At 73.8% G+C, this 20428-nt stretch carries 23 protein-coding genes; 11 read left to right on the top strand and 12 right to left on the bottom strand.

Annotated elements, in window-relative coordinates:
* Positions 1 to 65: 65 nt before the first annotated feature.
* Complete coding sequence (locus tag ACFVXJ_RS03170) at positions 66 to 686, bottom strand: TIGR03086 family metal-binding protein (protein ID WP_389657688.1); 621 nt, start codon at positions 684 to 686, stop codon at positions 66 to 68.
* 103 nt (positions 687 to 789) lie between these two features.
* Here ACFVXJ_RS03170 and ACFVXJ_RS03165 point away from each other — a divergent pair, with 103 nt between their 5' ends.
* A complete protein-coding gene (locus ACFVXJ_RS03165; RefSeq protein ID WP_389657685.1) occupies positions 790 to 1755 on the top strand; it encodes a helix-turn-helix transcriptional regulator in 966 nt (321 codons plus the stop codon).
* A gap of 11 nt (positions 1756 to 1766) precedes the next feature.
* On the opposite strand, the gene ACFVXJ_RS03160 is transcribed toward ACFVXJ_RS03165, so the two are convergent.
* The 4 genes from ACFVXJ_RS03160 to ACFVXJ_RS03145 all read right to left on the bottom strand — a co-directional run bounded on the left by ACFVXJ_RS03160 (position 1767) and on the right by ACFVXJ_RS03145 (position 4979).
* Positions 1767 to 2429, bottom strand: coding sequence for a response regulator (locus ACFVXJ_RS03160; protein WP_389657682.1), 663 nt, complete (start codon positions 2427 to 2429; stop codon positions 1767 to 1769).
* Positions 2426 to 3601, bottom strand: a complete 1176-nt coding sequence (locus ACFVXJ_RS03155) for a sensor histidine kinase (protein ID WP_389657679.1) — start codon at positions 3599 to 3601, stop codon at positions 2426 to 2428. The genes ACFVXJ_RS03160 and ACFVXJ_RS03155 overlap by 4 nt, the downstream gene beginning before the upstream one ends.
* Positions 3602 to 3851: 250 nt before the next feature.
* On the bottom strand, positions 3852 to 4817 hold the full coding sequence (pip, locus tag ACFVXJ_RS03150; RefSeq protein ID WP_389657676.1) for a prolyl aminopeptidase: 966 nt from the start codon (positions 4815 to 4817) through the stop codon (positions 3852 to 3854).
* Between the two features lie 39 nt (positions 4818 to 4856).
* A complete protein-coding gene (locus tag ACFVXJ_RS03145; RefSeq protein WP_389657673.1) occupies positions 4857 to 4979 on the bottom strand; it encodes a hypothetical protein in 123 nt (40 codons plus the stop codon).
* A gap of 384 nt (positions 4980 to 5363) precedes the next feature.
* On the opposite strand from ACFVXJ_RS03145, the gene ACFVXJ_RS03140 reads away from it, so the two are divergent.
* The 4 genes from ACFVXJ_RS03140 (at position 5364) to ACFVXJ_RS03125 (ending at position 8845) form a co-directional block, all read left to right on the top strand.
* On the top strand, positions 5364 to 6455 hold the full coding sequence (locus ACFVXJ_RS03140; protein ID WP_389657670.1) for an NUDIX domain-containing protein: 1092 nt from the start codon (positions 5364 to 5366) through the stop codon (positions 6453 to 6455).
* Positions 6456 to 6551: 96 nt separating this feature from the next.
* Complete coding sequence (locus ACFVXJ_RS03135) at positions 6552 to 7082, top strand: SRPBCC family protein (RefSeq protein WP_389657667.1); 531 nt, start codon at positions 6552 to 6554, stop codon at positions 7080 to 7082.
* 114 nt (positions 7083 to 7196) lie between these two features.
* On the top strand, positions 7197 to 7694 hold the full coding sequence (locus ACFVXJ_RS03130; protein ID WP_389657664.1) for a hypothetical protein: 498 nt from the start codon (positions 7197 to 7199) through the stop codon (positions 7692 to 7694).
* A gap of 218 nt (positions 7695 to 7912) precedes the next feature.
* Positions 7913 to 8845, top strand: coding sequence for a class I SAM-dependent methyltransferase (locus ACFVXJ_RS03125; protein ID WP_389657661.1), 933 nt, complete (start codon positions 7913 to 7915; stop codon positions 8843 to 8845).
* A 21-nt stretch (positions 8846 to 8866) separates the two neighbouring features.
* On the opposite strand, the gene ACFVXJ_RS03120 is transcribed toward ACFVXJ_RS03125, so the two are convergent.
* Positions 8867 to 10366 (bottom strand): DEAD/DEAH box helicase, encoded by a 1500-nt coding sequence (locus ACFVXJ_RS03120; protein WP_389657659.1) that lies wholly within the window; start codon positions 10364 to 10366, stop codon positions 8867 to 8869.
* A 343-nt stretch (positions 10367 to 10709) separates the two neighbouring features.
* Between ACFVXJ_RS03120 and ACFVXJ_RS03115 the strand changes: the two genes are divergently transcribed.
* Together ACFVXJ_RS03115 and ACFVXJ_RS03110 are read left to right on the top strand one after the other, a co-directional pair.
* Positions 10710 to 10916 carry a cold-shock protein gene (locus ACFVXJ_RS03115; protein ID WP_081524690.1) on the top strand — a complete coding sequence of 69 codons (207 nt, stop codon included), beginning with the start codon at positions 10710 to 10712 and terminating at the stop codon, positions 10914 to 10916.
* A gap of 125 nt (positions 10917 to 11041) precedes the next feature.
* Entirely contained in the window at positions 11042 to 12055 is a 1014-nt protein-coding gene (locus ACFVXJ_RS03110) for a BtrH N-terminal domain-containing protein (RefSeq protein ID WP_389657655.1), read from the top strand.
* A gap of 67 nt (positions 12056 to 12122) precedes the next feature.
* Here the strand turns inward: ACFVXJ_RS03110 and ACFVXJ_RS03105 are convergent, their stop codons facing one another.
* The 3 genes from ACFVXJ_RS03105 to ACFVXJ_RS03095 form a co-directional block, all read right to left on the bottom strand.
* Positions 12123 to 12317: a ferredoxin gene (locus ACFVXJ_RS03105; RefSeq protein WP_389657652.1), complete on the bottom strand. Its 195-nt coding sequence runs from the start codon at positions 12315 to 12317 to the stop codon at positions 12123 to 12125.
* A 5-nt stretch (positions 12318 to 12322) separates the two neighbouring features.
* Positions 12323 to 13510 (bottom strand): cytochrome P450, encoded by a 1188-nt coding sequence (locus ACFVXJ_RS03100; RefSeq protein ID WP_389657649.1) that lies wholly within the window; start codon positions 13508 to 13510, stop codon positions 12323 to 12325.
* Positions 13511 to 13639: 129 nt separating this feature from the next.
* Positions 13640 to 13978, bottom strand: coding sequence for a thioredoxin family protein (locus ACFVXJ_RS03095; RefSeq protein ID WP_361311959.1), 339 nt, complete (start codon positions 13976 to 13978; stop codon positions 13640 to 13642).
* A gap of 142 nt (positions 13979 to 14120) precedes the next feature.
* On the opposite strand from ACFVXJ_RS03095, the gene ACFVXJ_RS03090 reads away from it, so the two are divergent.
* The gene (locus ACFVXJ_RS03090; RefSeq protein ID WP_389657646.1) at positions 14121 to 14390 is read left to right on the top strand and encodes a hypothetical protein; all 270 of its coding nucleotides are present in this window, start codon (positions 14121 to 14123) and stop codon (positions 14388 to 14390) included.
* A gap of 139 nt (positions 14391 to 14529) precedes the next feature.
* Here the strand turns inward: ACFVXJ_RS03090 and ACFVXJ_RS03085 are convergent, their stop codons facing one another.
* Positions 14530 to 14907, bottom strand: a complete 378-nt coding sequence (locus tag ACFVXJ_RS03085) for a hypothetical protein (protein ID WP_389657643.1) — start codon at positions 14905 to 14907, stop codon at positions 14530 to 14532.
* A 220-nt stretch (positions 14908 to 15127) separates the two neighbouring features.
* Here ACFVXJ_RS03085 and ACFVXJ_RS03080 point away from each other — a divergent pair, with 220 nt between their 5' ends.
* Positions 15128 to 15487 carry a YciI family protein gene (locus tag ACFVXJ_RS03080; RefSeq protein WP_361311953.1) on the top strand — a complete coding sequence of 120 codons (360 nt, stop codon included), beginning with the start codon at positions 15128 to 15130 and terminating at the stop codon, positions 15485 to 15487.
* Between the two features lie 70 nt (positions 15488 to 15557).
* Positions 15558 to 16778 carry an RNA polymerase sigma factor gene (locus ACFVXJ_RS03075; RefSeq protein WP_389658601.1) on the top strand — a complete coding sequence of 407 codons (1221 nt, stop codon included), beginning with the start codon at positions 15558 to 15560 and terminating at the stop codon, positions 16776 to 16778.
* On the opposite strand, the gene ACFVXJ_RS03070 is transcribed toward ACFVXJ_RS03075, so the two are convergent.
* Positions 16779 to 18239 carry a condensation domain-containing protein gene (locus tag ACFVXJ_RS03070; protein WP_389657638.1) on the bottom strand — a complete coding sequence of 487 codons (1461 nt, stop codon included), beginning with the start codon at positions 18237 to 18239 and terminating at the stop codon, positions 16779 to 16781.
* Between the two features lie 146 nt (positions 18240 to 18385).
* Here ACFVXJ_RS03070 and ACFVXJ_RS03065 point away from each other — a divergent pair, with 146 nt between their 5' ends.
* Positions 18386 to 19186 carry a hypothetical protein gene (locus ACFVXJ_RS03065; RefSeq protein ID WP_389657635.1) on the top strand — a complete coding sequence of 267 codons (801 nt, stop codon included), beginning with the start codon at positions 18386 to 18388 and terminating at the stop codon, positions 19184 to 19186.
* 726 nt (positions 19187 to 19912) lie between these two features.
* Here the strand turns inward: ACFVXJ_RS03065 and ACFVXJ_RS03060 are convergent.
* A complete protein-coding gene (locus ACFVXJ_RS03060; protein ID WP_389657632.1) occupies positions 19913 to 20392 on the bottom strand; it encodes a hypothetical protein in 480 nt (159 codons plus the stop codon).
* Between the last annotated feature and the right edge of the window lie 36 nt (positions 20393 to 20428).

Here is a 20428-nt window from a genome sequence, read left to right as displayed (position 1 = left end):
GGCACGCGTCGATCCAACCGATATCCGCGACGGGGCCGGGTCCTGCCGTCGAGGCAGGACAGGGCCTACGGTCGGCGGCCCGCCCACGCCACCAGCCGGTCGATGGCGGGGGCGTCGTCGGCCACCGTGACGACCTCCCCGAAGGGAATTCGACCACCGCGCGTGCCGGCGGGCAGGGACCGGCGTACGACCTCCAGCACCCGCTCCACCAGAGCCGTGTCCCATTCCGGGCGCTGCCCGGTCGCTTGCGCCAAGTCCCAGGCGTGCACGGTGAGTTCGTTGGTGTAGATCAGCGCGCCGACCGCTCCCGGCTTGGGCCCGATCGGCAACCGCAGCTCCCGGTCGAGGATGCCCTCGTCCGCCCACACGGCCTCCGCCTCGACGGCGGCCGGTGCCCAGGCCGCCGCCCAGGCGCCGTCCGGCAGCTCGTCGGCGAAGGACGGCACGCCGAACGGGTCCTCACCCCGCCCGATCACGGCGATCCGACGCACGACGGCGACGAGGTGGCTCGACAACCGGCGGACATCGAACTCCTCGCAGGGAGTGGGGAGGTCGTACTGGTCGGGACGGACCGCGGCGAGGGTGCGTCCGGCGAGGGCGATGGCCGTCGAGAGGTCCCGGCGGGGGTCGAAGGCGGGAGCGGAAGGGGTCTGCGGGGCCGCGAGCTGCGCGATGTTCTCGTTCATGTGTTCATCCTCGCGGCTAAAGTGGCCATCTTCCGGCCAGTTTTCCGGGCCGTTCTGCTCCGGTGCCCCACCGGAGGCAGTGAGCCGTGTGGAGGGAGTGGGCATGAGGGCTGACCGGCTGGTGGCGACCTTGCTGTTCCTACAGGAGCGCGGCCGGGTCACCGTGCCCGAAGTCGCGGCCGAACTGGAGGTGTCCCAGCGCACCGCCCGCCGCGACCTGGAGGCCCTGGCCACCTCGGGCATCCCCGTCTACTCGCAACGCGGCCGGGGCGGCGGCTGGTCCCTGGTCGGCGGGGCGCGCACCAACCTCACCGGCCTGACCGCCGCCGAGATCCGAGCGCTGTTCCTGCTCACCGGGCCGCTCGCGGCCACGCCTGAACTACGCACCACCTTGCGCAAGTTGGTACGCGCCCTCCCGCCGGAACTGCGCTCCGACGCCGAGGCCGCCGCCCGCGCCGGCATCACCGACGACACGGACTGGTCCCGCAACCCCGCCACCGCGCAGGCGGCCCACCGCGCGCTGCTGCAAAGCGCCGTGGTGGAGGGGGAGCGGGTCCGGCTCGGCTACGCGGGGGTGGGCAAGCCGCCGGGCGTGCGGGTGGTCGACCCCCTCGGGCTCGTCGCCAAGGCGGGGTCGGACTACCTCGTCGCGGGCACCGAGGCGGGACTGCGGACCTTCCGGCTCGGCCGGGTCACGTCGGTGGAGCCCACCGGTGAACCGGTGGTCCGGCCACCGGACTTCGACCTCGCCTCGGTGTGGCGTGAACGCGCGGAGGTGATCGAGAGCGGCATGTTCGCGGTCACGGCCCGCGCCCGCGTCGCCCCCCAGGCGCTGGCCCGCCTGGAACGGCTGCTCCGTGGCCGGGTCAGGGTCGGCGAGCCGACGGCCGACGGCTGGACGGAGTGCCACATCGACGGGCCGGCCCTGCGCGCCCTGGCCGCCCAGCTCTCGGGATTCGGGGCGGGGATCGAGGTCCTGGAACCGCCCGAGCTGCGCCGGACACTGGCCGGGATCGGCGCCGAACTGACGGCGTTGTACGCATCCGACGCATCCGACGCCTCCGCCTGACCACCGCCGCCTCAGCGGGGCGCCGTCACCAGGCCCATCTCATAGGCTGTGATGACCAGTTGGACGCGGTCCCGGGCGGCCAGCTTGGTGAGCAGGCGTGACACGTGGGACTTGGCGGTGGCGACCGTGATGAACAGGTCCTCCGCGATCTCGGTGTTCGACCGGCCCCGCCCGATCAGGGTCAGGACTTCCCGTTCCCGCTCGGTGATGCCCTCGACCGGTCGCGGTGAGCGCTCCGGCGCGGCGGCGGGGCGCCCGGCGAACTCCGCGATCAGCCGACGGGTCACACCCGGTGCGATCAACGCGTCGCCGGCGGCGACCACGCGGACCGCGGCGAGGATGTCGTCGAGCGCCATGTCCTTGACCACGAAGCCGCTCGCTCCGGCCCGTAGCGCGCCGTAGACGTGATCGTCCTCGTCGAAGGTCGTCAGGACCAGGACCCGGGTCGCCGCCCCACCCGCCGTGATCAGGCGAGTGGCCTCGATCCCGTCCATGCCGGGCATCCGGATGTCCATCACCACGACGTCGGGGGTGACGTCCCTGACCACTCGGACCGCCTCGATACCGGTGGCGGCCTCGCCGACGACCTCCAGGTCGGGGTGATCCTCCATGATCACGCGCAGCCCGGACCGGACCAAGGGCTGGTCGTCGGCGAGCACCACCCGAACGGTCATCGGACCTCCACCGGCGCCGCGACGGGCTCGGGCAGCGGCAACCGTGCCGCAACCCGGAAGCCGCCCTCGGGACGCGGCCCGGCACTGAGCCGGCCGTGCAGCAGACCGACCCGCTCCCGCATGCCGACCAGGCCGAAGCCGTGACCCGGGCTGCTCCCGGTGGCGCCGCGTCCGTCGTCGACGACCTCCACGCACAGCTCCTCTTCCCCGTAGTCGATGGCCACCCGGCAACTCCCCGTGCCCGCGTGGCGGACCACGTTGGTCAGCGCCTCCTGGACGATACGGAAGGCGGACAGGTCGATGTCGGCCGGCAGCGGACGCCGCTCCCCGGTGCGGCGGACGTCGACGCGTATCCCCGCGTCCGAAGTGGCCGCCGCCAGCCGGTCGAGGTCCGCCAGGCCCGGCGCGGGCGCCGCCGGAGCCGGTCCCGGCCCCGCCCCGTCCTGGTCGGCCCGACGCAGCGCCACCAGCGTGCGTCGCAGGCCCGAGAGGGTCTCCCTGCTGGTCGTCTCGATGACGCGCAGCGCTTCGCCGGCCGCCGCGGGCCGGGTCCGGATCACCCGGCTCCCCACCCCCGCCTGGATGGCGATGATGCCGATGCTGTGCGCCACCATGTCGTGCAACTCCCGGGCGATCCGCAACCTTTCGGCCGTCACCGCCTCGGCCACCTCCTGCGAGCGCAACGCCACCGCGTGCTCCCGGCGCTCGCGGCTCAGCAGACCGACCATGCAGGACGCGGCCATCGACAAGAGGGCGATCACACCGTTGACGATCAGGTTGTCCCCGTGCGCGAAGCCGCCGATCAGCAAACCCTGCACTACGAAGGACACCGCCACGGCCACGGTCGAAAGCCGCCGCGTGCGGGTGGCGACGACGAAGCCCAGGACCAGGTCCACCGCGAGGAACGACAGGAACTGCCCCTGGTACGACGCCGACAGGTCCACCCGGCCGTCACTCGGAACACCCGCCACCACGACGGCGGATCCCAGGAGCGTCAGGGCCAGAGCCGTCGCCGGAGTCCGGCGCAGGACGCCGATCAGCAGCGGCGCGGCCAGCAGCGCCCCCACGCCGTGGACCGCGCCCGACGCGCGTGGCGCACCGCCGATCAGCAGACCCACCGTCAGGAGGTACAGGACGCCTCCGGTCCAGGTCATCACCTTCGTTCTCGTCATCGGCCAAGCGCCTTTCGGGTAGCGGTCGGCAGGGGAGTGTGTGTGGTGGGGTTCATGCGGTGAGACTAGCCGGCCGCCGTGCGCACGACATCGGCCCGGGGACGTACGCCCGCGGGCGAAGTCGGCGCGCGCCGTCGGGCTGTTCGGACGCGCCGAGCGCCATCGGGACGGCCCCGGACTCCAGGTCGTCCGGTCCGAGGACAAGCGGGTGCCGACGAACCCGCCGTGAGAGCCGGCGGCGGGGCCGCGATCAGGCGGAGTCGGCGGCGAAGCGGTCGAGAGCCCCGAGTACGTGGTCGCGGGTCGTCGTACTCCCCAGGTGGCCCGCGTCCTCCACGACGTTCAGCTCCGCGTCGGGCCAGGCGCGGGAGAGCTCCCACGCGGTATCGAGCGGTCCGGCCATGTCGAGTCGGCCGTGGACGAGGACGCCGGGGATGCCGGCCAGACGGTCGGCTTCGCGCAGCAGGGCCCCTTCCTCCAGCCATGCCCCGTGGGAGAAGTAGTGGGAGCAGATGCGCACCAACGCCAGGCGGGCGGCCGGCAGACGATCCCCGTACGGGCGGGACGTGCCCTTCGTCTCGCCGGACAGGACCGCGTCCTCCCAGGCGCACCACCGGACCGCGGCTCCGGCGCGGACCGCGGCGTCGGGGTGCTCCATGAGGCGTGCGTACGCCCCGACGACATCGCCGGCGCGCGGTGTGCCCGGGACGCCGGCGAGGAAGCGCTCCCACTGCTCGGGGAAGAACCGGCCGACGCCTCGGTAGAGCCAGTCGATCTCCGAACGCCGGGTGGTGGTGACGCCGGAGACGACGATCTCCGTCACCCGCCGCGGGTGTCGTCCGGTGTAGGCCAGAAGCAGCGTGGAGCCCCACGACCAGCCGTGCAGGAGCCACCGGTCGATGCCCAGGTGGTTCCGGAGCCGCTCCATGTCGGCGATCAGGTGCGCCGTGGTGTTGTACCGCAGGTCCGTGCCGGGGTCGCTCGCGTGCGGTGTGCTGCGGCCGCAGTTGCGTTGGTCGAACAGCACCACGCGGTACCGCTCCGGGTCGAAGTACCGGCGCGCGCCGGGGCCGCAGCCCGATCCCGGGCCGCCGTGCACGACGAGCGCCGGCTTCCCCGCCGGGTTGCCGCAGACCTCCCAGTACACGAGGTTGCCGTCACCGACATCGAGCATCCCCGTGTCGTACGGCTCGATCGCCGGGTAGAGCTCAGCCAAGACCGGTCCGCCCCCTCACGTACGCGCACCAGAGTGCCGTCACATTACGCCGGAGGCGGCCCGTGCGGAGGCCGGAGGCCGCTCGACGGATCCGCAGAACCCCGGGTCGGGCAGCCCCATCCGGGCGCAGAAGTCCCGGCTCACGCCGAGGAGTTCCGCCATGGGGACCGGTCTGCGACTCGTGGCCGCGAGATCCGCGTGGGCCTCCTTCGACCAGAGGGGCGGGAAGACGAAGCCGCCCGAGCCGCCCGGTCCGCTCCGCCTGGGCGGTAGCGGGCCGCGCCGTCCGCCGACGGTCGTCCCGCCGTCGGCGCTCCTTGCACCCGGCTGCGCCCCCACGGGCCGGTCACGTGGTCGGACGGGCGGTTTTCAGGCCGCCTGTCCGCATCAGGGAAGCTAGCAAGATCGACATAATCCGGCCATAAGGAGCTGTCTGCGCGGCAAAGTGGTGCAGACGATTCCGTATCCGCGCGCTGCGCCGTAACCGGACGGCGGCGGGCGCTGTTGCACAGCCGGCGGGTCCCCCCACGGCGAAACGGAGTCCCCATGCCCGAGCTGACCGAAGACACCGGCCAGGCCACCGGGCAGGCCGACGGCCAGTCGAACGGCCGGTCGGGCAGGCAGGCCGACGGCCAGGCCGGCGGGCAGCGGACCGTTCGGGCCGGCACCTGGATGACCCCGGCCGAATACGGCGCCTCGCGCGCCGCGCTCTGGACCGGGGCGGTGGTCCTCGTCACCGACCCCGAGGGCCGGGTGCTCGTCCAGACGGTCGACTACCGGCCCGACCGGCTGCTGCCCGGCGGCGCCGTGGACGCGGGGGAGTCGCCGTCCGCCGCGGCCGCCCGCGAGATGCGTGAGGAACTCGGCGTCGACGGCCACTACCCGCGCGGGCTCGCCGTCGACTGGATCCCCGCCCACACCCCCGGGTTCCCGCCCGAGATGCGCTTCCCCGGAGAGATCCTGTACGTCTACGACGGCGGTACCTGGACCCCCGACCGGATCGCGACCGTCCGTCTCCCGGCCCAGGAGATCACCGGCATCGACTTCGCCGAGCCCGCCGACCTGCCGGCCCTGATGGACGCGGGCGACGCCCGCCGGACCCTCTGCGCCCTGCGCGCCAGGATCGCCGGCGCCGGTCCCGTGTTGCTGGAGGACGGCAGGCCGATCGCCCCCACCGCCCTCGACCGGCTCGGCGTGCTGCGCACCCGCCGCACCCCCGCACGCGGCGCCTGGCATCCCGGCCCGGTGCCCGCCGGGTTGCCGGTACGGCACCGCTCCGGATGGCTGTTCGCCCCGGACGGTCGGGTGCTGCTGCTGATCGCCCGCGCGACGGGCGCCGCGCACCTGCCGGCCCCGCACGCCGAACCCACCGCCGGGGCCGTCCCGCTCGGCTACCGGTACGCCGACCAGGGCGCGCACGCCCGTACCGTCGCCCGTCTCACGGCGGTGTCCGCGCACCGCGACCCCGCGTACGCGCGGCTGCTCGCCACCCCCGAACAGGTCCGCGAGCTCAGCGACTGGGGCGCCGCCGGCCACGCCGAACTGGCGGCCGTCCACGCCGCCCGCGCGCAGCTCTCGCTCCCCGCCCCACCCCGGGTCCCGCCGACCGAACTGCCCCGCGAGGGCGCGCGCTGGTGACGGGGCGAACGAGGCGCAAGGCCGCCGAGCGGGCCGGGCCGGCGCCGCGTCCGCAAATCCTGGTCACGCGGGGCGCGGTCCCGCAGCATGGAGCCCATGAGCGACAGCGCGATCACCTACACCCTCTACATCCAGGCCGACCCCGACCGCGTCTGGCAGGCGCTGACGGAGCCCGCCCTCACGCGCCGCTACTGGGGCGTGAGCTTCGAGACCGACTGGGCGGTGGGCTCGCGCATGGACTGGATCGAACGCGGAGCCCGCACCGGCGACCCGGCCCAGGTGGTGCTCGAATGCGTCCCGAACCGCAGGCTCTCCTACACCTGGCACACCTTCACACCCCAGTGGGCCGCCTCGGTGGGCATCGGCGAGGAGCTGCGCGCCCAGCTGGCCCGCGAGCGGCGCACGAAGGTCACGTACGAGATCGAGCCGGTCGGTGACACGCTCGCCCGACTGACCGTCATCCACGACGGGTTCGAGCCCGGCGGCACCCTCATCGGGATGTGCTCGCGGGCCTGGCCGCTCCTCGCCTCCAGCCTCAAGACCCTGCTGGAAACCGGCGCCCCGCTGCCCGAACCCGGCCACGAGGGCGAACAGGGCAGCGGCGGACACGAGACCTACGAACGCTGACCGCACGCGCCGGCCCCGGCGCACCCCGGCCCCGGCGCGGGCGAGCGCGGGCCGGGAACCCGGCCCCGCACCCCTGGGCGGCGCCCGGTCGCGCGCGTCGTGTGGAATGGGGGCATGGGGAGCAGTGAGCACGAGATACGCCGCGCGGGGAGCGGGGCGCAGGAGCCGCCGGAGCGGTGGCGCTACGCCCGCCACCTCGTGGCGCTCGCGGCCGCGTCCGGCGAAGCGGCCGAGGCCGCGGCGGTCGCCGTGGTCCTGCGGGACCCGGACCCGGTGATGGCCGAGAGCGCCGTCGTCACACACCTGGACCGGCGGGCCGTACGCCTGCTCGCGGACGCGGGGTTCCCCGCCTGGGCCCGGGCCATGGAGACGGCGCTCCACGGCCGGCCGTTCGCGTCCCGGCGGCTGCGCGAATGGACCCTGCTCAAAGCCATCGGCGCGGACGAGCCCTGGTCGGCGGCGGACCTCACCGCCGCCTCCGACTGGTGCCAGCGCACGGCGGCCCAGACGGTGTCCTCGTACGAGGCGCTCGGTGTGCTCGCCGCGTCCGCCCGTACCCAGAGGGTCCGCGCCGTCGCCGCCCGGCGGCTGCGCGGACGCGCCGGCGTCTGAGCGCCGGCGGGACCGTCCGGGTCGCGGGACCGTCCGGGCAGCGGTCGAACGAACCCGGACATACTGGGATGTCGAGGGCGTATCGGCGCGCCCGAGGCACGGATTGCGGACGCTCTCTCACCGAAGCCTCGTCACACGCGCGTTCGGGGGCTTAAGGTCGGCTCACCTGGCCGGGTATCAGCGTTGGACCATGCCATTCCGCTGGAGGATGACTCTCCGTGTCGCACCTTTCACAGGCTCCCGTCAGCACCTCGGAGGCCGAGCCCACTCCGCCCACCCCTCGCGATTTCAGCGAGGTCAAGGGGTGGTTCTCCGCCTATGATCAGGTGCTCTTCGACTGGTTCCTGACCCGGCAGAACAGTGACGCCGCCGCCTCGGGCGACCTCCTGGAACTCGGCGCGTTCATGGGGAAGAGCGCGATCTTCCTGGCCGGATACCTCCGCGACGGTGAGGAGTTCACCGTCTGCGACCTCTTCGACTCGCCCCCGCCGGACGACGACAACCTCAGCGAGGTGCGGGACTCGTACCCCACGCTCACCCGGCGCGGCTTCGAGACGAACTACCTCGCCTTCCACGAGAAGCTGCCCACCCTCATCCAGGCCCCGACCTCCGTGGTCGCCGACCGGGTGCGCGCCAAGAGCTGCCGCTTCATCCACATCGACGCCTCGCACCTCTACGAACACGTCGTGCAGGACATCGCGTCCTCCCGGCTGGTGGCCGCCCCGGACGCGGTGGTCGTCTTCGACGACTACCGCTCCGCCCACTGTCCCGGCGTCGCCGCGGCGGTGTGGGGCGCCGTCGTCACCGAGGGCCTGCGGGTGATCGCCGTATCGGCGTCGAAGCTCTACGCCACCTGGGGCGACCCCGCGCCCCACCAGGCCGCGCTGCTCGGCTGGCTGGAGGGCCGCTCCGACCTGTGGCACGGCGTCGACATCGTGGCCGGCGGTCCGCTCGTGCGGATCGGCGACGAAGGCGTCGTCCCGCTCGCCCCGCCGAAGCCGTTGCGGCCGGTCGAGCAGGCGCCGCCCGCGGCGGTGGCCGCCCCCGCCGGAGTCCGCCGGCCCCCGGCCCGCTGGCGCGCACTGGCCAAGGACCTGCTCCCGCCGGTCGTCACCCGGGCGATCGTGGCCGCGCGGCGCCGCCGCCGCTGAGCGAGGCCACCGCGCGCGGCGTCAGATGCCCTTGCGCACCCGCGCCGCGCGGCGGGCCTCGGCGGCTTGCCGGGCCTCGATGGTCTTACGGGACTCCTTGCCCTTGCCGGGCCGGCCCGGGCGGGTCCCGATGCCCCGGAAGCCGAGGTCCGAGCCGCTCGGCCGGCCCTTGGCGTCCGTCGGCGCCGAACCGGCCAGCGGGACACCGGACGGGGCCTTGGCGCCGGTGATCCGGCTGAGCGCCGCCTCGCCGGAGCGGACCTGGGTGATGGTCGGCCTGATCTTGGCGTCGGCCATCAGTCGGACGATGTCGCGTCGCTGGTTCGGGGTGACGAGCGTGACCACCTTGCCGGACTCGCCGGCCCGGGCCGTGCGGCCGCCGCGGTGCAGGTAGTCCTTGCTGTCGGCCGGCGGGTCCACGTTGACCACGAGGTCGAGGTCGTCGATGTGGATGCCGCGGGCCGCGACGTTCGTCGCGACCAGCACGCTGACGAGGCCGTCCTTGAACTGTCCGAGCGTCCGGGTGCGCTGGGGCTGCGACTTCCCGCTGTGCAGGCCCTCCGCGCGCACTCCCATGGCCCGCAGGTGCTTCACGAACTGGTCGACGCCGTGCTTGGTGTCCAGGAACATCAGCACCCGGCCCTCCCGCGCGGCGATCTCCGTCGCCGCCGAGATCTTGTCCGCCGCGTGGATGTGCAGCACGTGGTGGTCCATCGTCCCCACCGAGGCGGACTGCGGGTCCACCGAATGGGAGACCGGGTCCTTCAGGTAGCGGCGCACCAACTGGTCCACGTTGCGGTCCAGGGTGGCGGAGAACAGCATCCGCTGACCCGCGTGGTGCACCTGGTCCAGGATCTCCGTGACCTGCGGCATGAACCCCAGGTCGCACATCTGGTCGGCCTCGTCGAGGACCGTGATCCGCACCCGCTCCAGGTGGACGTCACGCCGGCCCACGAGGTCGCTCAGCCGTCCCGGGGTGGCCACCACGACCTCGACGCCGGTACGCAGCGCGCCCGACTGCCGACCGATCGAGAGACCGCCGACGACCGTCGCCATCCGCAGCTTCAGGGCCCTCGCGTACGGGTCCAGCGCCTCGGTCACCTGCTGCGCCAGCTCACGGGTCGGTACGAGGACCAGGGCCAGCGGACGCTTCGGGTCCGCCTGCTGCCCCGCCGTACGGGCCAGCAGGGCCAGCCCGAAGGCGAGGGTCTTGCCGGAGCCCGTCCGACCGCGGCCCAGGATGTCCCGGCCCGCGAGCGAGTTGGGCAGCGTGGCGGCCTGGATAGGGAAGGGCTCGCGCACCCCCTGGTCGGCCATCGTGTTCACCAGCTCGACGGGCAGGGCGAGCTCCGCGAACGACGCCACCGGCGCCAGCGCGGGCGAGACCGTCTTGGGCATGGCGAACTCGCCCTGCGGTCCGAGGGTCCGGGGGGCCTTGCCGGGGCCCTTGGCGCCCGGCTTGCCGCCTGCCTTGGCTCCGGCCTTGACGCCGAAACGCCCGTGAGCTGACGGGTTCTTCATGCAGAACCTTCCGTGAGGAGTCCGTGACGAGAGCGAGTGCGGCGCGGCGGCGTCACCGGACGGCAACGAGCCGGGGCCCGTACCCCTCGGTACGGGCCCCGGCTCGTCGTACACGTCCGCACCGGGCGAGAGCGGCCCGCGCATCAAGTTTCCCGCCCATTTTACCAGTCGCGGGGTGAGGGACCCTGCCGGAGGGAGTGGTCACTCCTGCCACCGACAAGGCGACCAAATGTTCGAACGACCCCGGTTGGCCGCGCCTGGGGTGTGGCGCGCGGGGCGGTTGGGCACTATCGAGACGGCCGCGTATGCGGCCCGAGAGGCACGTTGAGAAGGATCAGTACCCATGGCAACTGGCATCGTGAAGTGGTTCAACTCGGAGAAGGGGTTCGGGTTCATCCAGCAGGACGACGGCGGTCCTGACGTGTTCGTGCACTTCTCCGCGATCCAGACCACCGGCTTCAAGGAGCTGGCGGAGGGCGCGAAGGTCGAGTACGACGTGACCCAGGGCCCCAAGGGCCCGCAGGCGGAGCAGGTGGTCCCCATCGGCTGACCCCGCTTCACGAGCCGAGCCGTCCGTGAGCCCCGCCGGAAGCACCTTCCGGCGGGGCCCACGCCGTCCACGGCCGGCCACCCGGGTCGGACGGCCGGCGCCCCGCGCGCGACTACGCTGAGCGCATGACTGTGCTGTTGTACGAAGAATTCGGTGCCGGACGCCACCGCGAGAGCTCCCTGATCCGCCACGCGCTGGGCAACTCCCACGACGAGGCGCTGGTCGCGGGGCTCGCGGGCGGTATCGGCTTCATGTACTTCGTCTTCGAGTACCCGCAGCGTCCGCCGGTCGCCACCATCGTCGCCCAGGCCCATCCCGAGCCGTGGGTGCAGGTCGCCCTCGGCCGGCTGCACGTCCCCTACGACGCCACCCGCAGCACCAAACCCCGCTGGGGCCGGGTCCGCGCCGCGCTCGACGAGGGGCAGCCCGTCGTCTGTGTCGTCGACCGTGCCTCGCTGCCCTGGCACGAAGCGGTGGCCCCGATGCCGGGCGCCGACGCGTACACCGTGGTCATCGCCGGGTACGAGGGCGACGACCTCTTCATCGAGGACGGCGCCGCGGCGCCGTACCGGATCGACCGCGAGGAGTTCGGCGCGGCCTGGAGCGCCCACCCCACGGCCCGCCACCAGCTGGTCGTGCCCACCGGGCCGGCCGAGGCGGAACCGGACCTCGACGGGGCCGTCGCCGCCACCGTCACCCGGCTGACCGGACCGGTGCTCGGCAACGAGTTCGACGTGAACTTCGGCTTCTCGGGCATGGAGCGACTTGCCGCGGACCTGCGCGACGCCGAGACCGCCGCGGGCTGGGAGCGGCGGTTCGGCGCCTCACCTGCCGCCTTCCGCACCGCCACCCGGCGGCTGTACGCCTCCCTGGAGGAGGAGTGGACCGCGCCCGGAGCCACCCGGCCGCTCTACGCCGACTTCCTCGACCTCGCCGGCCGACCCGAGGCGGCCGGTCTCTTCCGGGAATCGGGCCGGTACTGGTCGGAACTCGCCGCCTTGGCCCGCTCCGCCGCGCCGGAAGCCGGCGCGGCCGAGCGCCGCGTCCTGTTCGATGCCTGCGCCGAACTGGTGGACCGCTGCGCCGCGCTCGAACGCGACGCCGTCGAGGTCCTCGCCAAGCAGCCGACCACTCCATAGGCCGCCGCCCGGTGGAGTGGCGCGAGGAAGCGCCCGGGCCGTGGTCCGGCCCGGCCCGGGCGTCCCGTCAGGCATCCTCCACGGAGATGGCCGCGACCGGGCAGGCGCGGGCGGCCTCGCGCACCAGCGGGCTGCCGTGGCCGTCCTCGCGGCCCGGCAGCAGCTCGCTGAAGCCGTCGTCGTCCTGGGTGAACACCTCGGGCGCGGTCAGCGCGCACTGTCCGGCGCCGATGCAGACGCCTTGGTCGATGGAGATCCGCATACGCCTCACCATGCCACGGGGAGTTCGATCATGCCCTGGATCGTGTCGCCGGGCTTGAAGGGAATCAGCTCGGGTTCGGCCGCGAGCCGCAGCCCGGGGAGCCGGGCGAAGAGCGAGCCGAGCGCGATCTCCATCTCGGCGCGGGCCAGGTTCTGACCCAGGCACTGGTGGATGCCGAAGCCGAACGCCAGGTGATGGCGGGTCGGGCGGTGCCAGTCCAGGGAGTCGGGGTCCGCGAAGACCGACTCGTCGCGGTTGATGACGGACGTGGAGAACACCACCCCGTCGTCGGCGCCGATGGTGACCCCACCGATCTCGATGTCCTGCGTCGCCACCCTCAGCATGCCGTCGGCGATCGACAGGAACCGCATCAGCTCCTCCACCGCCTCCGACATCAGCGAGGGGTCCGCCCGCAACTCGGCCAGTTGCTCCGGGTGGCGCAGCAGGGTGAAGGTGCCCAGCGAGATCATGTTCGCCGTGGTCTCGTGTCCCGCGATGAGCAGGATGACGGCCAGGGCGACCAACTCCTCGACATCGGTCTGGCCGGTCTCCAGGCGCTGCGCGATCAGCTCGTCCAGCAGCCCGTCGCCCGGGTCGGTGCGCTTGCGCGCGATCAGCTCCCCCAGGTAGCCGTCGAGGTTGCGGCGGGCGTCCTCCACGTCGGCGAGATCCGGCCCCCGCAGCAGCCGCCTCGACTGGGCCTCGAAGAACTCGTGGTCCTCGTACGGCACCCCCAACAGGGCGCAGATCACCATGGACGGCACGGGCAGGGCGAAGGCGCCGACCAGCTCCGCCGGTGAGCCCTGGGCGGTCATCTCGTCGAGCAGCCGGTCCACCGTCCGCTGGATCCGCGGGCGCAGGGCGGCGATGCGCTTGACGGAGAAACTCGGGATCAACATGCGGCGCTGGGTGTTGTGTTCGGGGTCGTCGACCCCGAGCAGCGCGGTCCGGCGGGTGGTCAGCCCCTTGAAGCGCTTGGTGGTGGCGGGGAAGGCGGCGTTCTGGCGGTCGGAGGAGAGCCGGCCGTCGGAGAGCAGGGCGCGCGCCTCGGCGTGGCCGGTGACGACCCACACCGAGCGGCCGTCGAAGAGGGTGACGCGGGAGAGCGGCCGGGTTTCCCGCAAGGGCGCGTAGGCCGCCGGAGGGTGGTAGGGACAGGTTCGGTCCTGGGGAAAGGCAACGGTTTCGGTCATGCAGCACCTCGCGAGCGATGGTCCGTCTTGCCGGCTCCATTACATGCCCCAGGCACCTATCTCACCTATGCCACTTTCGGCCAGACCGGGCGCAAGTCCCTCGAAGGGCCCAGCGGCCCGTCGGTCGGGTCAGAGGTGGGCTTCGAGGAACGCCCGGAACTCGTCGCGGGTCATCGGGCCGGCGTGGGTCGCCACGGCCTCGCCGTCCTTGACGAGGACCGTGGTCGGCGCGCCCGTCACGCCGTAACGCCTGGTCGGGCCCGGGCAGCGGGTGATGTCGGTCCGTACGGCGGTCAGCCGCGTCCCGTACTCCTGCGCCAGCTCGCCGACCAGTACGTCCATGGCCCGGCACGCCGCCACGGCCTTGGGCCAGGTGCCCGTGAAGTAGGCGAGAACCGGGCCCGGGGACATGTCCAGGATGAAATCGAACTCCTGGTCCTCCAGCGGCTGGTGTACCCGACGTGCCATGCGTGCTGCCCCCTGTGCGTCCCGGCGTCTTACGCCGCGTCCCGGTGTGTCCCGCGCGGTCGGCTCCTCGTGGCGGCCCGCGCCCCTCATCATCCCCCCGTCGGGGCGGCCCGTTGTCAGTGGTGGCCGGCAGCCTGGACGCATGGACGACAGGATGCTGCGGCGCCGGGTCTACGGCGCCGACCACGACGATCCCGACCCGGGACCGCGCCCCGGCCATGTCTACGGCGAGCTCGTGGGCGGCCCGCTCGACGGTCTCCTGCTCGACGTCACGGGCTGGAGCGGGTCCCGACTGGCCGAAGAGGCCCGCCTCCCCACGGAGATAGGCCGTTATGGGCCGGGCGGCCGCGCCCACTACCGGCGCCGGGCGGCGGACCCGCGGCACTGGGACTGGTCGGGGGACAGCCCCTGAGGTGCGGCCCGAGGAGTGGCACAGGGTGGAGGGGGGAGGGGCGCGGGGGAGGCATGGGGGAGCCCCCGGTCCGCCGACGTGTGACCGGGGGCTCTGCGCGGCACTTCCGCCGCGGGGGCCGGATCGGATGCGCCGGACGTCAGCCGGCCGTGGCTCTCCGGCCCACCTCGCGCGCCCAGAGCACCAGCGGCACCTGGAGCGGCAGCCGGGCCAGGGTCACGGCCCGTCGGGCGGGGGCGCCGCGGCGGGCGTCGACCGCCATCTTGACGTTGGCCGGGAAGACGCCGACGAAGAACGCCGCCGTGGCGAGCGCCGCCACCCGGCGGGTGCGCGGATGGGCGACCCCGGCGGCGAGGGCGAGTTCCGCCACACCGCTCGCGTACGTCCACAGGCGGGGGGTGCCGGGCAGGGAGCGCGGGACGATCGCGTCGAACTGCTTGGGCGCGACTGCGTGCGCCACCGCCGCGGTCGCCAGCAGGCCGGCGAGCAGCGCGGGCGAGGAAGGAGTGCGCGGCATGGGGTTCCTCTCGGAGGGGGACGGAGGGCGGTGGAACCGAGGAGCGGGGGACGGCCCCGTGATCCTACTCGCCGGTAGGAACCGGCTGTGATGGCGAACAGCCCGGGCGACCCGGAAAAGAATCCGAAGAACTTTCCCGGGAGCTGTCGATCCGGACGTCTCCCGTTCGACACAGGAGTGAAAGGCGGGAAAGCCCCGCCGAACCGACCGAGGAGTCACCATGCCGCGCTTCCTTTCCCTGATCCGCATCGACGAGCAGAGCCTCCCGGCGGACACGGCCTTCCCGCCGGACTTCGAGCAGCGGATGGGCGCCCTGCTGGAGGAGATCACCAAGGCGGGAGTGATGCTGGACACCGCCGGGCTGCTCCCGACCTCCGAGGGGACCCGCGTGACCTGGTCCGGAGGCAAGCTCAGCTACACCGACGGCCCCTTCACCGAGACCAAGGAGGTCGTCGGCGGCTACGCCATCCTCCAGGCCAAGGACAAGGCCGAGGCCCTGGAGTGGACCAAGCGGTTCCTGGAGGTCCACCCCGAGCACTGGACGGTGGGCGCCGAACTCCGACAGATCGCGGAGGGCTGATCCCCGCCGCGGGCCGAGCCGCGTTTGCCCCGCCTCGTCACGGCTGCTCTGATGGGTGGCCGTGACGGCAGTGACCCCGGCCCAGGCGGTCGAGACGGTGTTCAGGATCGAGTCCGCGCGGATCATCGCCGGCGTGGCCCGGATCGTGCGGGACGTCGGCATCGCCGAAGAGCTCGCCCAGGACGCCCTGGTCGCCGCGCTCGAACAGTGGCCGCGGGACGGGATTCCCGACCAGCCGGGCGCCTGGCTGATGGCCACCGCCCGGCACCGCGCGGTCGACCTCGTCCGCCGCAAGGAGACCTACGCGCGCAAGCTCGCGGAGGTCGGCCGCGCCCTGGAGGATGTACCGCCACCGCCGGAACCGTCGACCCCGGACGACATCGACGACGACCTGCTGCGCCTGATCTTCACCGCCTGCCACCCCGTCCTGGCCGCGGAGGCCCGGATCGCGCTCACCCTGCGCCTGGTGGGCGGCCTGACCACGCGGGAGATCGCCCGCGCCTTCCTCACCTCCGAGCCCACCGTCGCCCAGCGTGTCGTCCGCGCCAAACGGGCGCTCGCCAAGGCCGGCGTGCCCTTCGAGGTCCCGTACGGAGCCGACCGCGAACAGCGGCTCGCCTCCGTCCTGGAAGTGATCTACCTCGTCTTCAACGAGGGCTACTCGGCCACCGCCGGGGACGACCTCGTGCGCCCCGCGCTGTGTGAGGACGCCCTGCGGCTCGCGCGCGTACTGGCCGGACTGATGCCCGGGGAACCGGAGGTCCACGGCCTGGTGGCGCTGCTGGAGTTCCAGGCCTCCCGGATGGCGACCCGCACCGGTCCCGACGGCGAGCCGGTCCTGCTCGCCGACCAGAACCGGACCAGGTGGAACCGCATGCTCATCCGGCGCGGGTTCGAGGCCGTGAGCCGTGCCGGGACCGGCCCCTACTCCCTCCAGGCGGCCATCGCGGGCTGCCACGCCAGGGCGGTCCGGTACGAGGACACCGACTGGCGGACGATCGCGGCGCTCTACGCCGGCCTGGTCCGGCTGATCCCGTCACCGGTGGTCGAACTGAACCGGGCGGTCGCCGTCTCCATGGCCGAGGGCCCCGAGGCGGCCCTGCCGCTGGTCGACGCCCTCGCGGAGGAACCCGCGCTGCGCGGCTACCACCTGCTGCCGAGCGTACGGGGGGACCTGCTGGAGCGGCTCGGCCGCCGCGCCGAGGCCCGCGCCGAGTTCGAGCGGGCCGCCTCCCTCACGCGCAACGCGCGCGAGCGGGACCTGCTGCTGGGCCGGGCCCGGTCCCTGTGATCAGACCCGGACGGGCGCGTCCCATGGCCGTCGGGGCGCGGTGAGCGCGATCGGACGCCGGAAACCGCCGGAGCGCGCGATGTCCCGTACCGTCTCGCGCAGCGCCTCCTGGAAGGCGCCCATCGTGCGGCGCGCGGCCGGGGTGTCGACGTAGATCGAGTTCATGTGCAGCCCGTCCGCGTCGCGTTGGTACCAGGAGCAGGCCCCGTTCGCCCGCGCCGACCACACGTGCGTGGCGGGCCGCCAGTCCTCGTGCCGCTCGGCTCCCCGGCACTTGCGCATGTCGATGTACGAGAAGAAGTTCACCGGGTACGGCCAGGAACGGGCCGCGAACTCCTGCGGTGCCAGCAACTCCCACGCCCGTACGAACGGCACGTCGATGTGGCGGAGCAACTCCCCGAACCCCGACCGGATACCCGCCATCACCTCCGCGAAGTCCCGCCCGGGGGAGGCGTCGAACTCGATGGGCATGGTGTTCACGAACCAGCCGACCGAGTCGGACCAGCCCTCGCGACCGCGCTCGCTGACCGGCATGAAACCCCGGTACACGCCCGGCCCGCCGGCCTCCCGCAGGGCCAGCGCGACGGCGGCGAGCACGCCCATGAACGGCTTGCCGTCGACGGCCAGACAGGACTTTTCGAAGACCTCGGCCTCACCGGCGTCCAGCAGCGGCGACGCCTCGTTGACGATCGGGTACATCCGGTCCGGCTCCACGCCGAGGTCCAGCGGGAACCTCGGGAAGAACTCGCCGTTGCGCGCGATGAAGGACTTCCAGTAGCCGAGCCGTTCGTCGTTCGCGTCGATGGAGAGGTAGCGGCGCCGCTGTTCCTCGGCGAAGTCGAGGTAGCTGGGCGCGGTGAGGGGCAGGGCGGAGCGCTCGCCGCGGCACAGCGCCTCGTAGGAGGTGAGCACCTCGTTCACCACGATGGGCATCGACATGCCGTCGCAGACGATGTGGTCGAAGGCGAGATAGACGGTGGCGGAGTCCTCGCGCAGCACCGCGCCCATCGTGAACAGGGGCCACGACAGCGTGTCGATGCTCCGCCGGAACCGATCCACGAGGAAGGCGCGCAGCAGCTCGGTGGTGGGGAAGTCGCCCACCGGTACGGCGTCCAGGGCGAGTTCGTCGGCCGCGAGCGGCTCGCACGCCAACTCCCCGGCCAACCGGCGGAACTCGCACCGCAACACCTCGTGCCGGCGGACGAACGCCAGCAGGGCCTGGGCCAGGGCCCGTTCGTCGAGCGGACCGCGAACCTCGAACGTCACCGCGAGCCAGGACGCCACCGGGTCGTCGGCGCCACGGCTCTCCTCGGCCACCGTGAAGTGTTTGTCCTGGTTGAAGGACGCCCTCCTGCCCGCCGGGCCGCCCGGGCCGGTGGCCTGGGCGGCCGTGGACCGCACCCGCCACTCGACCACCCGCCCGGGCGCCAAGGTGTGCATCTCCAGAGGAAACTGCCGCATTCCGTCATCCCTTCGCCCCCCGAGTCAACCCCGTGCGCCTAACGACACCCGACCCGTGGAAGTGACGCACGGGGGCGGCGCACCGGGCGGCGCGCGGGAGGCCGGGGTCCGTCGTACCCGGGCGGTGATGACCGACAGTGGTCGGCGTGGAAGCTTCTGACGACGTCGAGCAGGTCATCGACGCCCTGTACGGGTCGGCGCCGGCCGGGTTCACCGCGGCGCGGGACGCGGCCGCGGCCCGGCTGAAGGCGGCGGGGGACAAGGCCGCCGCGAAACGGGTCGCGGGGTTGCGGCGGCCGACGCTGGCCGCCTGGGCGTCGAACAGGCTGGTGCGGGCCGATCCGGAGGAGGCCGGGCAGTTCCTGCAACTGGGCCAGGCGCTGCGGGAGGCGCACCGGGACCTGGACGGGGAGCAGCTACGGAGCCTCTCGCACGAGCAGCACGTGGTGATCGGGGCGCTCGCGCGGGAGGCCGTACGGCTGGCCGAGGAGGCGGGGACACCGGTGTCGGAGGCGGTGGAGCGGGAGGTCGAGCAGATCCTGCACGCGGTCCTCGGCGATCCGGGGGTGGCCGAGGACTGGGCGTCGGGGCGGCTGACGAAGGCCCCGGCGGTGGGGACGGGGTTCCCGGTGGCCGCCCCGGACGCCGTGGCGCGGGCCGCCGAGACCCGTCCCGGGCCGGGGCACGAGCCGGCGCCGGCCCGGGGCCGGGAGGCGGAACGGCGGGCCGAGGCGCGGCGGGAGGAGCTGCGCTCGGCCGAGGAGGCCCGGCAGCGGGCGCTGGAACGGGTCGCCGAGGCGGACACGGAGGTGGAGCGGCTGGAACGGGACGCCGCTCGGGCCCGCGCGGCGCGGGACCAGGCCCACGCGGACCTCGCCGAGGCGGAGAAACGCCGGCGCGCCGCACGCCGCCCCCGCCACCGCACGACCCCGACCGACCGGCGCTAGGGGGTGTGGCACCTGGGGGCACCTCCCAGCGGTAGCCGGGGGAGCCGCGACCCGGCAAACCTTCCCGGCCACAGCACCAGGCGACCCCCGCCGCACCGCCTCCCGGCCCGGCCGCGCACCGGTGTCGACCGGGTCACCCGGCGCGGCCGGGGCCCCGGGGGGTGTATGGCCACCGACCCGGCTCACCCGGCCGGATTCCGCCGGCCCGCACGGATCCGGGGGCGGCCCGGGCCGTCTGTGGTCGTCGTCGTGCGGGACGGGCACATGCCCGCCACCGCCGGGGGGCGCCCGCCGGTCGGACCCCTTGCCCACCGTCCCGCCCCACCCCCGGGGTACGCGCCGCTGCGGGTGAGCCGGCTTCGCTCCTCCGCCGCACCGGCGGGGGCGCAGACCGTGCACCAGCGTGGCTACCGGGCGGGCGCGCGCCGGACCGCCCGGCGCCGTAGGGCCGTCCCGGCGGGCTCCGCCGCCGCGCGGACCCGGCGAACCGGGCGGGCAGCCCCGGGGCGCTCCGGTCTGACCGGACCGCCACCGGAGGATGGGCGCCGGCCCGGCGGTGGGCGGGTACGGGGCCACCGGCCGGGGTACGGCGCCATCGGTCACCGATCCGCCGAACGCCGCCGACGCCGGAGGTTCGGCGGCGGCCGGCACCCCCACGGCGGACGACGGACACCGAGCCGGACGGTCCGGCCCCCGGAAGGGTCGCCGTACGGACGGGCCGAGCCGTCAGGCGCAGAGGTCGAGGATCTCCAGCACGCCCTTCGCGTACGCCCCCGTCACCGAGTCGGGGCCGGTCGCGGCCTCCCGGCGCAGCGTGGGCAGCGCCCTGCGCACGAAGGCCGCGCACTGTCCGTACAGGCCGGCCTCGTGGGAGCCGCCGTCGTCCTCCGTGCCCAGCAGGGCGAGCAGGGTCCAGAGCAGGGCTTCCCGGGTGGTCTCGCGCGGCGGGCCCGCCGCCCACACGGCCATCAGCACCCCACAGGCCGCGGGCGCGGGCGGTTGGAGCCTGGTCTCGGTGAAGACATGACCGGCCAGGGCGTGGAAGGCGGCCGGATGCCCCTCCGCCGCGTCCCACAACATCTCCTCCAGATGACCGGCGGAACGCCCGCAGCCGCACAGGAGGGACTCCCAGTCGTGTCGCGCGATCTCGGCCTCCACCGCCTCGGGTACCAGCGGGCTGCGCAGCGGCTTGTCCGTCCGTCTCATGGCGCAATTATGAGATCCCGGCACCGGGCCGTACCA

It is taken from the genome of Streptomyces sp. NPDC058279, assembly GCF_042881255.1.
In the GTDB taxonomy this organism is placed as follows: Bacteria; Actinomycetota; Actinomycetes; order Streptomycetales; family Streptomycetaceae; genus Streptomyces.
Note: the sequence above shows the minus strand (reverse complement) of the source record. Positions and strands in the feature narration are given on the sequence as shown.

Coding starts and splice junctions, on each gene's coding strand:
- ACFVXJ_RS03115 (WP_081524690.1), top strand. CDS start 10,710: ATGGCAACTGGCATCGTGAAGTGGTTCAACTCGGAGAAGGGGTTCGGG.
- ACFVXJ_RS03120 (WP_389657659.1), bottom strand. CDS start 10,366: ATGAAGAACCCGTCAGCTCACGGGCGTTTCGGCGTCAAGGCCGGAGCC.
- ACFVXJ_RS03145 (WP_389657673.1), bottom strand. CDS start 4,979: ATGGCGGAACTCCTCGGCGTGAGCCGGGACTTCTGCGCCCGGATGGGG.
- ACFVXJ_RS03165 (WP_389657685.1), top strand. CDS start 790: ATGAGGGCTGACCGGCTGGTGGCGACCTTGCTGTTCCTACAGGAGCGC.
- ACFVXJ_RS03090 (WP_389657646.1), top strand. CDS start 14,121: ATGGACGACAGGATGCTGCGGCGCCGGGTCTACGGCGCCGACCACGAC.
- ACFVXJ_RS03095 (WP_361311959.1), bottom strand. CDS start 13,978: ATGGCACGTCGGGTACACCAGCCGCTGGAGGACCAGGAGTTCGATTTC.
- ACFVXJ_RS03170 (WP_389657688.1), bottom strand. CDS start 686: ATGAACGAGAACATCGCGCAGCTCGCGGCCCCGCAGACCCCTTCCGCT.
- ACFVXJ_RS03085 (WP_389657643.1), bottom strand. CDS start 14,907: ATGCCGCGCACTCCTTCCTCGCCCGCGCTGCTCGCCGGCCTGCTGGCG.
- ACFVXJ_RS03105 (WP_389657652.1), bottom strand. CDS start 12,317: ATGCGGATCTCCATCGACCAAGGCGTCTGCATCGGCGCCGGACAGTGC.
- ACFVXJ_RS03140 (WP_389657670.1), top strand. CDS start 5,364: ATGCCCGAGCTGACCGAAGACACCGGCCAGGCCACCGGGCAGGCCGAC.
- ACFVXJ_RS03110 (WP_389657655.1), top strand. CDS start 11,042: ATGACTGTGCTGTTGTACGAAGAATTCGGTGCCGGACGCCACCGCGAG.
- ACFVXJ_RS03155 (WP_389657679.1), bottom strand. CDS start 3,601: ATGACGAGAACGAAGGTGATGACCTGGACCGGAGGCGTCCTGTACCTC.
- ACFVXJ_RS03070 (WP_389657638.1), bottom strand. CDS start 18,239: ATGCGGCAGTTTCCTCTGGAGATGCACACCTTGGCGCCCGGGCGGGTG.
- ACFVXJ_RS03060 (WP_389657632.1), bottom strand. CDS start 20,392: ATGAGACGGACGGACAAGCCGCTGCGCAGCCCGCTGGTACCCGAGGCG.
- ACFVXJ_RS03080 (WP_361311953.1), top strand. CDS start 15,128: ATGCCGCGCTTCCTTTCCCTGATCCGCATCGACGAGCAGAGCCTCCCG.
- ACFVXJ_RS03100 (WP_389657649.1), bottom strand. CDS start 13,510: ATGACCGAAACCGTTGCCTTTCCCCAGGACCGAACCTGTCCCTACCAC.
- ACFVXJ_RS03160 (WP_389657682.1), bottom strand. CDS start 2,429: ATGACCGTTCGGGTGGTGCTCGCCGACGACCAGCCCTTGGTCCGGTCC.
- ACFVXJ_RS03135 (WP_389657667.1), top strand. CDS start 6,552: ATGAGCGACAGCGCGATCACCTACACCCTCTACATCCAGGCCGACCCC.
- ACFVXJ_RS03130 (WP_389657664.1), top strand. CDS start 7,197: ATGGGGAGCAGTGAGCACGAGATACGCCGCGCGGGGAGCGGGGCGCAG.